General features: G+C 61.0%; 12 protein-coding genes. 7 read left to right on the top strand and 5 right to left on the bottom strand.

All coding sequences use genetic code 11. From position 1 onward, the window contains the following. Nucleotides 1-97: 97 nt before the first annotated feature. Genes E2I15_RS19500 through E2I15_RS19510 form a run of 3 tightly spaced genes read left to right on the top strand, consistent with a single transcriptional unit; the run spans nucleotide 98 to nucleotide 3,434 of the window. Nucleotides 98-1,504 carry a GH1 family beta-glucosidase gene (locus tag E2I15_RS19500; protein WP_137478714.1) on the top strand — a complete coding sequence of 469 codons (1,407 nt, stop codon included), beginning with the start codon at nucleotides 98-100 and terminating at the stop codon, nucleotides 1,502-1,504. Then, nucleotides 1,501-2,499: a glucokinase gene (gene glk, locus E2I15_RS19505; RefSeq protein ID WP_137478715.1), complete on the top strand. Its 999-nt coding sequence runs from the start codon at nucleotides 1,501-1,503 to the stop codon at nucleotides 2,497-2,499. The genes E2I15_RS19500 and glk overlap by 4 nt, the downstream gene beginning before the upstream one ends. After that, on the top strand, nucleotides 2,496-3,434 hold the full coding sequence (locus E2I15_RS19510; RefSeq protein ID WP_137478716.1) for a 1-phosphofructokinase family hexose kinase: 939 nt from the start codon (nucleotides 2,496-2,498) through the stop codon (nucleotides 3,432-3,434). The genes glk and E2I15_RS19510 overlap by 4 nt, the downstream gene beginning before the upstream one ends. On the opposite strand, the gene E2I15_RS19515 is transcribed toward E2I15_RS19510, so the two are convergent. Beyond that, complete coding sequence (locus tag E2I15_RS19515) at nucleotides 3,421-4,476, bottom strand: SbmA/BacA-like family transporter (RefSeq protein WP_137478826.1); 1,056 nt, start codon at nucleotides 4,474-4,476, stop codon at nucleotides 3,421-3,423. The two genes, E2I15_RS19510 and E2I15_RS19515, sit on opposite strands and share 14 nt — an antisense overlap. A gap of 202 nt (nucleotides 4,477-4,678) precedes the next feature. Between E2I15_RS19515 and ppsA the strand changes: the two genes are divergently transcribed. Beyond that, complete coding sequence (ppsA, locus tag E2I15_RS19520; protein WP_137478717.1) at nucleotides 4,679-7,099, top strand: phosphoenolpyruvate synthase; 2,421 nt, start codon at nucleotides 4,679-4,681, stop codon at nucleotides 7,097-7,099. Between the two features lie 73 nt (nucleotides 7,100-7,172). Here ppsA and E2I15_RS19525 read toward each other — a convergent pair whose 3' ends face one another. Further along, the gene (locus E2I15_RS19525) at nucleotides 7,173-7,415 is read right to left on the bottom strand and encodes a hypothetical protein (RefSeq protein ID WP_246668042.1); all 243 of its coding nucleotides are present in this window, start codon (nucleotides 7,413-7,415) and stop codon (nucleotides 7,173-7,175) included. A 133-nt stretch (nucleotides 7,416-7,548) separates the two neighbouring features. On the opposite strand from E2I15_RS19525, the gene E2I15_RS19530 reads away from it, so the two are divergent. Continuing rightward, nucleotides 7,549-7,977, top strand: coding sequence for a universal stress protein (locus E2I15_RS19530; protein ID WP_246668043.1), 429 nt, complete (start codon nucleotides 7,549-7,551; stop codon nucleotides 7,975-7,977). A gap of 84 nt (nucleotides 7,978-8,061) precedes the next feature. Here the strand turns inward: E2I15_RS19530 and E2I15_RS19535 are convergent, their stop codons facing one another. Further along, nucleotides 8,062-10,764, bottom strand: a complete 2,703-nt coding sequence (locus E2I15_RS19535) for a cation-translocating P-type ATPase (protein WP_338134464.1) — start codon at nucleotides 10,762-10,764, stop codon at nucleotides 8,062-8,064. An 83-nt stretch (nucleotides 10,765-10,847) separates the two neighbouring features. Here E2I15_RS19535 and E2I15_RS19540 point away from each other — a divergent pair, with 83 nt between their 5' ends. Then, on the top strand, nucleotides 10,848-11,459 hold the full coding sequence (locus E2I15_RS19540; RefSeq protein ID WP_246668044.1) for a hypothetical protein: 612 nt from the start codon (nucleotides 10,848-10,850) through the stop codon (nucleotides 11,457-11,459). Between the two features lie 2 nt (nucleotides 11,460-11,461). On the opposite strand, the gene E2I15_RS19545 is transcribed toward E2I15_RS19540, so the two are convergent. Together E2I15_RS19545 and E2I15_RS19550 are read right to left on the bottom strand one after the other, a co-directional pair. Then, nucleotides 11,462-13,753 carry a heavy metal translocating P-type ATPase gene (locus E2I15_RS19545; protein ID WP_137478718.1) on the bottom strand — a complete coding sequence of 764 codons (2,292 nt, stop codon included), beginning with the start codon at nucleotides 13,751-13,753 and terminating at the stop codon, nucleotides 11,462-11,464. Nucleotides 13,754-13,950: 197 nt separating this feature from the next. Then, nucleotides 13,951-14,787 (bottom strand): universal stress protein, encoded by an 837-nt coding sequence (locus tag E2I15_RS19550; RefSeq protein ID WP_137478719.1) that lies wholly within the window; start codon nucleotides 14,785-14,787, stop codon nucleotides 13,951-13,953. Between E2I15_RS19550 and E2I15_RS39860 the strand changes: the two genes are divergently transcribed. Next, a complete protein-coding gene (locus E2I15_RS39860) occupies nucleotides 14,749-14,844 on the top strand; it encodes a hypothetical protein (protein WP_422109839.1) in 96 nt (31 codons plus the stop codon). The genes E2I15_RS19550 and E2I15_RS39860 overlap by 39 nt on opposite strands. Nucleotides 14,845-15,151: the final 307 nt, after the last annotated feature.

Genomic DNA, 15,151 nt, shown 5'->3' on the forward strand with positions numbered 1-15,151 from the left:
AGCAGGTCGCGTTCCACATCTACCCGTTGATTTTCATCAAAGGGCCGATCGATAGCCTACGCTCTTAATTCAGAATAACGCACCTGAGGGCTGGAAAATGACCAAGGAGGCCTTGCAAAGTGAGCCGCAGCTGTTGGCAGCACTGAAATCCAGTTTCGTCTGGGGTGTTTCGACGTCGAGTTTTCAGATCGAGGGCGCGGCACACATTGACGGACGCGGCGACAGCATCTGGGATGTCTATTGCCGGAAGCCCGGCACGGTCAAGAACGGCGACACTGGCGAAACGGCTTGCGATCACTATCATCGCTACGGTGAGGACGTTGCGCTCATGCGCGAACTCCGCATCGACGCCTACCGCTTTTCCATTTCATGGCCGCGGCTCTTGCCCGGAGGCCGCGGTGCAGCCAACGAACTCGGGCTGGCATTCTACGACAGACTGATCGACGCGCTGCTCGCAGCAGGAATCGAGCCCTGGATTTGCCTCTATCACTGGGATCTGCCGCAGGCTCTCCAAGAACTCGGTGGCTGGCAGAATCGGGATATCGCCGGATGGTTTGCCGACTACGCGGCGCTCGTCGCACGGCGTTATGGCGATCGCGTCAAGCGATTTGCGACTTTCAATGAACCATGCGTCTTCACGCTGTTCGGATATGGTCTCGGCTGGAACGCGCCGGGGATTGCCGATGCCGACGCCTTGCACAAAGCCATCCATCACGTCAATCTAAGCCATGGTGCCGCAATTGGCGCGTTGCGGACGATGGTGCCCCAAGCCTCGGTCGGCGCCATTCACAATCGGCAGCCCTGCTTTCCGGCCGGGACAAGTCCCAATGACGCGGCTGCGGCAGCAAGATTCGCCGGCTATTGGAACGACGCCTTTCCGTATCCACAGCATTTCGCATGTTATCCTGCTGCGCTGGCAGAGGCCGTTGAGCCGTTCCAGAAGCCCGGCGACATGGCGCTGATCGCACAGCCCGTCGACTGGTTTGGGCTAAACCATTACTCGCCGCACTACATCAAGGCAGACCACAATGTTATCGGCGCGACCTTTGGTGCGCCACCGCCAAATGTGCCGAGAACCACAATCGGATGGCCGATTGTGCCTGACGCTTTCCGTGACACCCTGCTCGATGTTCATCGCTGCTTCTCCTTACCGATCTACATCCTCGAGAATGGAACCGCGACAGACGACACGCTCGACAGTGCCGGCCACATCGAAGATGCCGGGCGAATTGTCTATCTGCGGGCCTATATCGATGCCATGCAAGAAGCCATCGCGGCGGGCGCGGATGTCCGCGGCTATTTCGTGTGGTCATTGCTGGACAATTTCGAATGGAGCTCCGGGTATTCTCAACGTTTTGGACTCACTTATGTCGACTTCGCCACGCAACGGCGCATTCCCAAGGCCTCGGCGCGATGGTATGCGAACCTCATCGCAGCCAATCGAAGAAGCCTGGTTCAGCCAATATCCGGCTATTCTACCGAGGCGGCGATGGCAACGCGATGAAGAACGGTCGACCATTAGATGAGCCGGTCCTTCTCGCCGACATTGGCGGGACCAACGCCCGCTTCGCACTTTCGGGAGGAGGCAGAATCGGTCCGATAGAGCACTACAGAGTGGGCGATTTCTCCACCGCTATCGAAGCAATCGCAGCTTTTCTGTTACACCATGCGGGCTGCGCGCCCCGAGCGGCGGTCCTCGGGGTTGCGGGACCTGTAGAGAATGACCGCTGCGTCGTCACCAACAGCGGATGGATGATCGACGGACGTGATTTTCAAGATAGGTTTGGATTCAGGACAGTTCATCTTCTCAACGATTTCGAAGCTCTCGCGTGGTCGCTGCCGGCGCTTCAGCCGTCCGATCTCCGGGCGATGGGAACGCAAAGGGCAGCGGCCGCAGCGCCCATGCTGGTGATCGGGCCGGGCACCGGATTTGGTGCCGCCTGCTTCTTTCCGAGCGCGGCGATGGTGGCAGTCACCGAAGCCGGTCATGCGACGTTGCCGGCAACTTCCGAGAGAGAGGAGCAGATCATCGGCCAATTGCGCCAGCGCTTCGGGCATGTTTCCGTGGAACGCGTTCTGTCAGGATCCGGTCTTGTCAATCTCTATCAGGCGCTCGCTGCCATCGATGGCGTGGCAGTGCCGGACCGAGATCCCGCAGCGATCACTCAAGCGGCGCTAGAGAAGCATTGCCGGATCAGCGTTGCCGCGCTCGATACGTTCTGCGCCATGCTCGGCGCGGTCGCCGGAGATCTTGCGCTGACGCTCTGCGCCCGTGGCGGCGTCTACATCTCGGGCGGCATCGTGCCGCGCTTTGCCGATCGCTTCGTCGCTTCCAGGTTCAGAATGCAGTTCGAATGCAAGGGTCGCTACGAACCCTATCTGCGCAGAATCCCGACAAGTCTCATTCTTGATCCTGACAGAAGCTTCATCGGGCTCAAGGCGTTTTGCGAACGGAGCGCGGCAGCCTCAGGCACATCTTCGATCCACCACAGGCCATGACGGACGTTGTGACGATTACCCTCAATCCGGCGGTCGATCTGTCGACAACGGTCGAGAAGATCGTTCCGGTCTACAAGCTGCGGGGCAAGTCGCAACAGCGCGATCCGGGCGGCGGCGGAATCAATGTGGCGCGCGTCGTCAAACGCCTCGGCGGGCGTGTTCGCGCCGTCTACCCTGTGGGCGGCGCGACGGGGGATATGCTCCGCAGACTGCTCGACAAGGAGGGCGTGCCAAGCTGGACCTTCTCGATCGCGGAAGAGACACGCGAGGATTTCTTTGTCGTCGAAATCAGCACTGGTCAGCCGTTCCGCTTCATTCTGCCCGGACCGACCCTCACTGAGGCCGAATGGCAGCAATTTCTGGCGTTTCTTTCCGGGATTGAACCGTTTCCCCGATTTGTAGTCGCGAGCGGAAGCCTGCCCGGAGGCGTTCCGGACGATTTCTATGCCAGGTTGGCGAGAATCGCGAAACTACGCGGCGCCAGGATGGTCGTTGATGCATCGGGCCCGGCGCTTGCGGCTGCCGTCGTTGAAGGGGTCGATTTGATCAAACCGAATTTGCAGGAAATGCGGGAGCTCGCCGGCTGCGAGCCACATGACGCCAGGGAATGGCAAGCCGCGGCAAAAGCTCTCGTCCACGATGGCAAAGTTACCACCGTTGCGCTGACCATGGGCCATCTCGGCGCCGTGCTGGTCACGCGCGACCAGGTGTTGCGGGCAGAGCCGCTTGCGATCACTCCGATTAGCGCAGTTGGCGCCGGCGATAGTTTTCTCGGAGCGTTGCTCTGGCAATTTGCGTCTGGAGGCGGTCTGGAAGACTCCTTTCGGTACGCCGTTGCCGCAGGCGCCGCCGCTTTGATCAATCGCGGCACCGGTCTCTGTATGCCCGAAGACGTCGAACGTCTTGCCCGACAGGTCGTCATCAAAGCGGCGTGATGGACTCCCCAAGGATCGGTGTTTCCTCGCGAGCTGTCGGCACGATTCCCCGGTCGAGTTCGTCCAACGCAAGCAGCAGACGACCTACCCTTTCAAGCGAAGAGACCCAATCTGCCAGCCGTCCGTAGTTGTCCACGAGCCAGTTGAATGAACTCTGTACGAGTGTGAATGCTGCGGCAGCCTGCGTGAGCTCGCCGAGTGTCATCGTCCCGGCCAGGAATTTTGGCGAGCATAAGACGAGCCCGACGACTGGCGCGAGCAACGTGTTTCCCTGCGAGACCAACGTGTTGCGAACGAGCTGCCAACACAAGCGCCGCCAACGAGCGAGCACATTCCGCAGCGCTTGCTGGAGCCCTCGCCTGGCCTCCGCCTCCTGCAGCTTGGGCATCACGCCTTCGCCGACATCTCGCAGCAAGTGGGCCGCTGTAATCAACTCTGCTTCAGCCTGGTTCTTGATCTGAATGACGCTCGTGAGCGGCGAGCCTACCAAAACCATTGCGATCGTCACGATGCCCGAATAGACCGCAACACTCCCCACCAGATAGCCGGGTATCCAGAACTGATAGCCGGATACTGAGAAGCTTGCGTCGCCGCCGACGCTCCACAATACCTGAACAAAGATGACAGCGGTCAGCAATGATGAAACAATTCCGAGCGCAAAATCGATTGGCGCGTCCGTTGCGATCCTCACATCCTCGGAAATGCGGTATTCGGGGATGATCTTCTGATCTCCTTGCACCCGTGCGAGCCCGGCATACCGGTCGTTTTCGATCCAGTAATCGATCAGATTGTTGGTCAGCCATTCGCGCCATTTGCGCTGCACCGTCATGCGACCCCAGACCGACATCGCTGCGAGCGCAATGCTCGCGCCGCACAAAGGAATGAGCAAGATCGCCTGGGCATGCAAACGCAGCGGGTCCCGGCTCTCCAGCGCATTGAAGAAATCGCGATTCCAGTAGTTCAGGCGAAATTGAACATAGAGCTGCAGGGCGACCACGCCGACCAGCGAAGCGCAAACCAGCCAAATGCGCCACGCCGACAAGTCCCGCCAGAGACCCGACGCGCTTTCCCAAAATCGGCGCCACTCCTGATGCCGATTATCTTCGTGCTCTTCGGACATGATCGAGTTTGACAGCTAGCGGCCTTTCGTCGGTGAGTGCTTGATCTTGCGCAAAGGCTGCGGGCGGCGGTCGGTCAATATGCCCTACTGGATTGCATTTGCTGCAGCGCACGGAGAAGGCACCATGAACGCTTCCGGCTACACGCGGTGGTTCAAGGATATCGGCCTTGAGGATGTCCCCCTGGTGGGGGGCAAGACCGCCTCGCTGGGCGAGCTCTACTCGGCGCTCGCGCGGCAGGGGGTCAAAGTACCGAATGGCTTTGCCCTGACAGCGTCGGCTTATCGCGACGCGCTGACGCAGGCAGGTGCCTGGGACAAACTCTGCAAGCTGCTCGACGGTCTGGACAAGCGGAACATCGCGGAACTCGCCAAGCGCGCCCGCGCCGCACGGGCCATCGTCTATGCTGCAACGGATCAGGAGGCTCTGCGCCGCGAGGTCGGGAAGGCCTATCGAAAACTCGAAGAGGAATATGGCGCCAATGTCGCAGTCGCCGTGCGCAGTTCAGCGACTGCGGAAGACCTGCCTACTGCGAGCTTTGCGGGACAGCACGAGAGCTTCCTCAACGTTCGCTCTCCGGATGACCTCATGCTCGCCTGCCGTCGATGCTTTGCCTCGCTGTTCACCGATCGCGCGATTTCCTACCGCCTCGACAATGGCTTCGATCACTTCAAGGTCGCACTGTCCGTTGCGGTCATGAAAATGATCCGCTCCGACCTTGCTGCAAGTGGCGTGATTTTCACGCTCGACACCGAATCGGGGCATCGCGATGTGCTCTTCTTGACCGGCGCCTATGGCCTCGGCGAGAACATCGTCCAGGGGACCGTGGATCCTGACGAATTCTACGTGCACAAGCCGACTTTCAACAATGGCTTCCGGGCTGTCCTGTCGCGCCGAATGGGATCGAAGCAAATCCGCATGGTCTATGCCAAAGGCCGCTCAACCACCCGCAACGTGACGACATCGAAGGCGGCTCGCGAGCAGTTCTGTATAGATGACAAGGACGTGCTGGAGCTCGCGCGGTGTGCCATTGTGGTGGAGAAACACTACTCCGAACGAGCTGGCGCGCCGACCCCCATGGATGTGGAATGGGCGAAAGACGGGAATACCGGCGGGCTCTACATCATTCAGGCACGTCCGGAGACGGTGGCATCCCGCCGCGGACCTGAAGCGCTTGAAAGTTATGTCCTTCAATCAACGGGCAAGGTCGTTGCAGCCGGCCGCGCCGTCGGCGAGAAGATTGCCGCCGGAAAGATTCGGCTGATCAGGACCGAGCGCGATCTTCGCGCTTTCAAACCCGGCGAGGTGCTGGTTGCCTCCGCGACCAGTCCCGATTGGGAACCAGTGATGAAGACCGCCGCCGCTATCGTTACCGACCATGGCGGCAGAACCTGTCATGCCGCCATTATCGCCCGCGAGCTTGGAGTGCCGGCGGTTGTCGGCACCGAAAATGTCACCCGGCTCGTGAAAAATGGCATGCCTGTCACGGTGTCATGCGCCGATGGCGACATCGGCCATGTCTATGACGGAGCATTGCCGTTTTCGGTCGAGCGGATCACGACAGACGAATTGGAAAGGCCACGTACCAAGATCATGGTAAATCTCGGTAATCCGGAAATCGCCTTCAAGACGGCCATGGCGCCGAACGACGGCGTCGGGCTGGCGCGGATGGAGTTCATCATCAACCAGTATATCGGGATCCATCCGATGGCGCTTGCGCAGCCCGCAAAAGTCAGATCCGCGAGTGACCGTCGCTCGATCGAGCGTCTCACCGGGCGCTATCGGAAGCCATCCGACTTCTTCGTGGAGCGCCTGTCGGAAGGTGTCGGCATCATCGCCGCCGCGTTCTATCCGCGCCCCGTCATCATCAGGCTCTCCGATTTCAAGACCAATGAATATGCCAATCTCTTGGGGGGCGCGGACTTCGAGCCAAAGGAAGAGAATCCGATGCTCGGGTTCCGCGGCGCTGCACGCTATGCGCACCCGGCCTATGCCGAAGGCTTCGCCTTGGAATACGCCGCGCTGCGTCGCGTGCGAAGCGCAATGGGTCTGACCAATCTCAAGATCATGATTCCATTTTGCAGGCGCATCGAGGAGGCCCGCAACGTCCTCGAAGCGATGGCCGGCAACGGTCTTACCCGCGGCGACGGTGGCCTCGAGGTGTTCATGATGTGCGAGATTCCGAACAATGTCATTCTGATCGATCAGTTCGCCAAATTGTTCGATGGATTTTCGATCGGGTCCAATGATCTGACCCAGCTCACGCTTGGTGTCGACAGGGACTCCGATATCGTCGCGTTTGATTTTGACGAGCGCGATCCCGGAATGCTGCAGATGCTCAGAATGGCGGTGACGGGAGCGAAGCGCAACCGGCGCCATGTCGGCATTTGTGGTGAAGCGCCGGCAAACTATCCGGAAATCGCGAAATTCCTGACCGAACTCGATATCGATTCGATCAGCGTGAACCCGTCAAGCGTGATGCGTACGATGAGGGTCGTCCATGAGGCCGAACGGGCTGTTGCCAAACCGACCGTACTCGCAAGCTAGGCGCTTCTTCTCGCACCCGTGCAAGATTTCGGCGCGAACTTCGTCGTCCTCCAAGCCGTCTCGAAATGGATGCTCATCCTTGGGAAGACACGCTTCGGTAGGTATTCGCTGACTGCGGACCGTGCTCTTCCGGCATCTTCGGCAAGTGCTCTTCGTTGTGCGCATGCAACAGTTTCAGCGCTTCGCGAGCTTCGTCATCCTCCAATGCATCTCGAAATCGGCGCTCCTCCCGCTGCTTGAGAACAAGCGCCTCGCGGTTGGTCTTCGCTGACTGCGAACCGTTTTCTCCTCGCTCTTTCCGCATCTCGTTAGCCAATTGACCATCCTCCAAAATAATATGTATTGAGAATGGAGACCACGTCGCCGATGTGTTTGAGCAAAATCAATATCCTTCTGATTTTAGAAACTAGCTTTCGAGTGAGTCCAAGTGGCGGCAAGAGGCAACCCTCGTGACATCCATCATGGTGGCTACGGACGGATCCGCCGGAGCAAGTCGCGCTGTTGAAGCCGCGGCAGAAATTGCCAAAGCCTTGGCATGCAACCTGCTGATCGTGACTGTTGCGGATCGTCTCCTGGGAGAAGAAGTGCGACAACTGCCACACTCCAGTGTCAGCACCGGCGACGTGCTGGCAGCCCTCACGGCCCAAACGCTGAGCGCCGCGGAAGCCCGTGCGCGCCAGTTGGGCGTGCAGCAGGTCGAAGCCCGGACAAGTTGGGGTGATGTTACCCAGTCCCTGCTCGATATCGCCGCAAGCGGATCAATCAAAATGATCGTAGTGGGACGCAGGGGTCGCGGTCAGTTGGCGGGCTTACTACTTGGGAGCGTCTCTCACAAGCTCGTCAGCCTCGCCCCCTGTGCCGTCGTCGTTGTCCCCTAACCAGGCTTGACGTCGCTGTTGGGCCTGTTTCGTGTCGCATATGCTACGGATGCCAAGATCGAGCGGGTGCCACCTAGCGGCCGGCTATTCCATCCATGCTCTGACGACAGCGCTGATCGCTTGCGTAACGATCATCGGTGCCAAACTAAAGAGAAGTACGACTGACCACATGTCAGCGGTGGGAGGAACAAGGTGCAATAGATGGGCCGCCTGGGGAAGGTAGGGCGGCACGGCGAGCAGCGTTGCGCAAAGCAAAAGCGCGCTCCAAAGCCAACCATTTTGAGTGATGCCGTTTACGATGAGCGGAGATTGCGGATCGCGCATGTTGAACGTGTGCCAAAGCTGCGCGAACGCGAGAGTGAGAAACGTGACAGTCACCGTTGCTTGCGCGTCGAGACCGAGCCGAGACGACCCCGCCAGCGCCCCGAACGTGCCGGCAGTCAACGCACCGCCATGCAGAATTATCGTGATCCATTGCCAACGGCCCAGAATGGGCTCTCTCGGATCGCGCGGCGGATGCCTGAGAACACCGGCCTCACCGTCGCCCATTGCCAATGCGAAGGCCGGAAACACGTCCGTCACGAGATTAAGATACAGAATTTGCAGCGGCAGCAACGGCAAAGGGAGCGCTAACAACACGGCCAACCCAACCACCATCACCTCGCTCAGATTGCAGGACAACAGGTAAGCAACGAAACGGCGGATATTGGCGAAGATGATGCGGCCTTCGCGTATCGCTCCAAGGATGGTCGGAAATGCATCGTCAAGCAAGATCATGGCGGCCGCTTCGCGCGCGACGTCGGTGCCGCGCAGGCCCATCGCCACGCCGATATCGGCCTGCCGCAGGGCGGGCGCGTCGTTGACCCCGTCCCCCGTCATGGCGACGATCTCGCCTGCGGCCTGATAAGCCCTGACCAGGGCAAGCTTCTCATCAGGGTTTACTCTTGCGAAAATTCCGACCTCGCGGAGTGCAGGCGGCCCGGACTCGATCACCTGCGCGATGTTCTTGCCCTCCACGACATTCGCGATGTTCTCCTCGAGGCCGACGGCCCGACCGATGCTTCGCGCCGTCACCGAGTGGTCGCCGGTGACCATGACGACGCGAATTCCCGCTTGGCGGCAGTCCCGGATCGCCTGCGGCACGTCGGCCCGTGCGGGGTCTTCCAGACCGATGAGGCCAACCAGCACCAACCCCTCGTATGGCGCGACATCGGCCAGCCCGTCCATTTTCATCGCGCAGGCGATTACCCGCAGGCCGTGATGGCCGAATTGATCGGCTCGGCTCAGCCACTCCGCTCGCATGGCGTCATCGAGGGCGACCTCGTCATGCTCGACGATCACGCGGTTCGCCGCCGCCAGGACGGCTTCCGGCGCCCCCTTTACCGCGACCAGCATGCCGTCCCTATGTTCATGAACCGTCGCCATCATCTTGGTGGACGGATCAAAGGCATGCTTGCGAATGATGCGGTAGCTGTGCAGCAAGGCCGACCGCCTCAAGCCCGCGTGAAGCCCGGCGCGCAAGAGTGCGACCTCCATTGGGTCGCCGCTGCCGCTTTCATCGGCCCGGTCGAGATTGGCATCGTTGCAGAGGACTGCAATGCGCAGCAATCCGACGGCTCTCCGGTCGCCGGCGAGCTGCGAATACTCACCGTTCTTTGGCGCTTCCGTCTCAAGTTCGATCTCACCGGAGGCAACGCAGAGCCGCCGCACCGTCATCCGGTTTTGGGTCAAAGTGCCGGTCTTGTCGGTGAGGATAACAGTGGTAGCCCCAAGCGTCTCGACCGCGGAAAGGCGCTCGATCAACGCATTCTGCCGCGCCATGCGCCACATACCGCGGGCGAGCGCAAGCGTTGCGACGATCGGGAGCCCCTCGGGAATCGCCGCCACGGCAAGCGCGATAGCCGCCTCGACCATCAGGAGAGGATCTTTACCGCCCATGAGGCCGACGGCGCCAATTACGGCAGCGACAGCGACGGTTGCCCAGACTAGCTGCGCCGACAGACGCCCGAGCTTTCGTTCCAGAGGCGAACTGCCCGGGTCGGCTTCGAGGACGAGCTGCGTCACTCGGCCGAGCTCCGTGCCGAGGCCGGTTGCCACTACGACGCCAACGCCGGTACCGCGCGTGACGGCGGTACCCTTGAAGGCCATCGACGCGCGATCACCGAGACGGCTGTCTGCACTGACCGGGCGCGTCTGCTTGTCGACGGTGACCGATTCGCCGGTCAGCGTCGATTCGTCTGCGGAGAGACGGGAAGTCTCGATGAGGCGCAGGTCGGCGGACACGGCGTCGCCAGCGTCCAAAACGACGACATCGCCCGGAACGAGCTCCTCGGCCGGCACGACGCGAACACGCCCCTCGCGTCGGACGCGCACGGTACGTGCGCCAAGCGCACGCAAAGCCTCAATGGATCGCGCCGCCTTCAACTCGGTCATGAAGCCGATCAGCGCATTGATGGCGAGGACCGCAATGATGGCGCTGCCTTCCTCCAATTCGCCGAAATAGAACGCCAGCCCGGCCGCGCAACTCAGGAGATAGACGACGGAACTCTCGAACTGGTGCAGTAGCAGGCGCATCGCGCTGGTGGCGCGCCGAAAGGTGATCGTGTTCGGCCCGTAGCGCTTTCGCCGCGCGTCGACCTCGGTAACGGAAAGTCCCTCAACACTGGACACGCGCAACTGCCGAAGCAGCTCAGCGACGGACAGGGCATGCGGACTTTCCGGCAGCATAGCCTGTTCAGCGGTTGCCTGCTTTTCGATGGCCGGACCCTCCTTTACGCCCGAAAACAAGCACTTAAGATAGGCGATCCTCGATAGCCGGTATTGACCTGAAGCAAGCGAGGGTTACGGAAGCTCCGGAGCATTGAAAGCTGATGATTGCCCAAGCATCCGAAGAGGTCATCGAGCTTCGGGTCGACAACATTGCCCAGCTGTTTCACACGCTCGACCCTTTCCCGTTTCGCGAGCGTGACCTAGACAGAGAGGCGGAAGAATACATTGTCGGCTGGGCACGGGAACTTTCGGGCCGGCAACCGATCCGGATTCGCGTTCATCATCCCAATACTGATGTGCAAGCAAAGGAGGCATTGGAGCTCCGCGAAGCCTTTGGCCACTATTTTGCAGATCGAGCGAACGCAGTTCAAAGGGATATCAACGAGCTGTTCAGGGTGGGCCGCTGGTCGCTGGTCATCGGACTCGCCATTCTGATCACTTGTCTGCTCTTGGCGCAGTTTGTCGTGGGCGCGCTGTTCGCCAATCCCCTGCGGCGACTCCTGGAGGAGAGTCTCTTGATCCTGGGCTGGGTAGCGAACTGGCGTCCGTTGGAGATATTTCTGTATGACTGGTGGCCACTTGTTCGCCGGCGTGATCTGTACCGACGGCTTTCTAGGGCCGTTATCGAAACTCGGCCACGTCTTGCCGTTCAGAGCGAAGCCGGTGGAGTAGTCCGTCAAGACGGTTCAAGGGAAGGTACGCGCGGATCGTAGAGCTAAGCCGATCCTGCCACGGCTTCGTAGATGTCCTCCTCCTGGGCTGTATGCATGCGAACAAGCGTTTCGATGGCCTCGATTACCCGCTGAGCATCCCGGATGAGATAGCGGTCGACCTTCTCTGACGGCAGGTCCTCGACGATCCGAGCGAGCAGCCGGGCAAGGTGCAGTATCTCCCGATGGGCACGGCTCATGGCAGACAGGCCGTAGCTTTCGCGCAGCACCTCGGCGAGCTTCGGATAGACACTGTCCTCGTCCTCGCGCTCGTGCATCACCACACTATTCTGGATCAGGCGCTGAGCTACCTCGATCAACGCCGCGGCCGATTCTGGCGTCGTGTCGTCCAACGCATCAACGATCTTGCGCAAGCGATCGAGGTCCCTGAATAGGGCCTGATGATCGTGATGCAAGATCAGCCCCTGCTCTGCGGTGATGCGCGGGCCACCCCTGCCTATGCCGGGAGTGAGCGCCCGTAGCGCGTTCAGGATGACGGCAACATCGATTACCTCCTGGACGATGGCCGCGGGCACGGGATCGAGCCAGCCAAGCGTGGCCGCTCCCATTGCCACCAATGACAATCCCATACCGACAACAATGCTTTGCAAGGCGATACGTCGCGCGCGCTGCGCTATCATGATCGCTTCGCCGACGCGATCGAGCCGGTCGGCCAGGATCACCACATCCGCCGCTTCGGACGAGGCAGTCGCGCCGCGCGCACCGAGCGCGACGCCGACATCGGCCGCGGCCAGTGCCGGAGCGTCATTGACGCCGTCGCCAACCATGATGGTCGGATGCAACCGCTGCTCGGTGCGCACCGCCTCGACCTTGTCGGAAGGAACGCGGTCGGCCAGCACGGCGTCGAGATCAAGCGCCGTACCGATCGCCTGCGCTGCCGCGGCGCGATCGCCCGTGACCATCACCATTCGCACGATGCCCGCATCGCGCAGCAGCCGGATCGCCCGTGGCGTATCGGCCCGCAGTTCGTCGGCCAGCAGCAAGGCTCCGATCGGACGCCCGTTCACGGCGACAAAGACGACCAGCGCCGAGCGCCACGAGGCGCGCCGGAGCGCGCGCAGTTCCCAAGGCGACAGTTCGGCATGAGAAAGAAGCATCTCCGGCGAACCGGCAGCGACCTGACGGCCATCGATCAGGCCGAACAGGCCGGTGCCCATGGCCTCCTTGACCTGCTCGGGCACTTTCAGCTTCAGTCCGCGATCGAGCGCCGCAGCGACAACGGTCTTGGCGAGCACGTGATGCGAGGCCTGTTCAAGCGACGCCCCCAGCGCGAGCACCTCATCCGGATCCTCCCCTGGGGCGATTTCAACCGAAAGCAACCGCGCACCTCCCACGGTCAGGGTGCCGGTCTTGTCAAACAGCACCGTGTGTGCACGAGCCAGCGCTTCTAAGGCTCCGCCGCCTTTGACCAGGACGCCGCGACGGGCTGCCTGCGCCACTCCAGCGACAAAGGCCACGGGCGCGGCCAAAATCAACGGGCACGGCGTCGCCGCCACCAGCACAGCGAGGCTCCGGGTCAAATCTCCGGAGATCCACCATGCCACGAAGGCGATGAGGAGCGTCACCGGCAGAAGGATCAGTGCGTAGCGGTCGGCCAGCCTCACAAAGGGAGCTTTCGCGGTTTGTGCAGCCGTCACCATGCGCACGATTCCAGCGTAGGTGCTCTCGCCGGCCGGCGCGGTCACGGTCAAATCAAAGGAATCACCCGCATTCAGCGAACCGGAAAGAACAGCGCCGCCGCGTGTCTTCTGGACCGGGATCGGCTCCCCCGTAATGGCGGATTCGTCGATGGTGGCCGAGGCCGAACCAACAATGCCGTCGACCGGCACGACCTCTCCGGCCCGTACCAGTAGCGCTTCGCCGACCGAGACCGCCTCGATCGGGACCTCCTCGATCCGCTCGCCGATCTTGCGGTGTGCCTGGCGCGGTGCGCGATCTACCAGCGACCGCAGGTCGTGCTCCGCCCGTGCGATCGCGATATCCTCCAGCACGTTGCCGCCGGAATACATCAGCGCGACCACGGCCCCGGCGAGCGGCTGGCCAAGCGCCAACGCAGCGCTCATCGACAGTAGCGCAATCGCGTCCACTCCCAGGCGGCCGCTCAGCAGGTCTCTAACGATCGAGATCGCCAGTGCTGCGATCACCGGCGCCGTGCCGAGTTCCCATGCAAGATCAGCCAGGTCAGGCCGGCTCGCGGCCCGCGCAAGAATGCCCCCGGTCAATCCCGCAAGTGCAACCGCAACCAGAGCCCATCGCAGCACGCGTTCAAACGACATGGTTTGGTTTCCGCTGCGCCGAAGACCTATTACCCCATCTCCGGCATTCCGTGCGACGGCTTTGAAAGCCCGCGGGCACGAAACATCGGAGCTTTCTTGTGCACCTCTGTGAGCGGATCGGGCGTCCATGGGCTTTCGATTGGTGTAAAGCTAGAGCGTGCAACCTACCTCTCGCGATGTTGTCGGCCTCCTGCCGTTCAGTGGGAAAACAGCACGGGAATCGGCGGATTGGCCAGGATGCTCCGGGTAGCGCCTCCCAATACGAACTCGCGCAGACGCGAATGGCCATAGCCGCCCATGACGAGGAGATTGCATCTGCGCGACTCGATCTGCGTAGCGAGAACGTCGCCGATCGCCCGTCCAGCGGCGTCCACCTCCTCGACGATCACATCGATGCCGTGCCGCGACAGGTTCTTGGCCAGTTCGGATGACGATCGCCGGCTTGGTATCGTTTTCTCGCTGGTTACCGTGCAGATGTACACTTCACGCGCTTTCTCCAGGATCGGGATCGCATCGGAGACTGCGCGTGCAGCCGCGCGGCTGAAGTCCCACGCCACAAGCACCCTGTTCAGGTCGACCGCCCCGGACGATGGGGCTTCCGGCACCACCAGGGTCGGTCGCCCCGACCCGAAGATGATGGCTTCGGCATACCATTGATCGTAGGATTGCGGCACCGGAACGATGGTGAGATCGCGCAGTCGCGCATACTCCATCAGAAGATCCGGCACTTCGAACGTCAGACAACGTTCGAGAACGATCTCGTGCAGCACGCCGGACTTCTGAGCCGCCGCCTCAAACGCCGCCAGCAGGTCCTGCGCGTTCTTTCTGCTCTTATGCGCCTCGCCGGCGACAATGGCTCCGAGATTGCCGGCGCCGCCCAGGAAGCTGCCGGGAATCTGCACATGAGCCTCGCATGAGATCGCTGCAATATGAGCACCAAATAGCGAGGCCAGAGACACGGCGTGATCGATCACTGAAGGTGGGGTCGGATCGGGATAGCTGGTCAGCGTAAGCAAAACGTCTTTGATGGCCATCGTCGTCTCCAAAACGCAATTCTAAAAGGATACCAGCGCAAACTACGGAAAGGTTGATCTAACGCAGATTGCATCAAGGTTGGACTGGATAGAGTTTTTGATCTGTATCAAGTCAACCAGAACCACAAAGTTTATCGAAGTTGCTTGCGCTCCTCGCACAAAGCTAGTTATGGGTGGCGGCCGTCGCACTGCACGTTTTGTCTCAATACCTCGGCTTCGGTGTAGCCAAAGAACCGTTGCGCTATCGTATGATGCGCAAGGTCATTGCGCTATTCGACGAGTAGTCGTCATCGATGCGATCCCGCGATCCATAATTCTCACCTCCGCGCCCGCGCCCATCTGCGCGGTTTCCTATCGAGAGCGC

The organism is Bradyrhizobium sp. BR2003 (genome assembly GCF_009720285.1).
GTDB lineage: Bacteria > Pseudomonadota > Alphaproteobacteria > Rhizobiales > Xanthobacteraceae > Bradyrhizobium > Bradyrhizobium elkanii.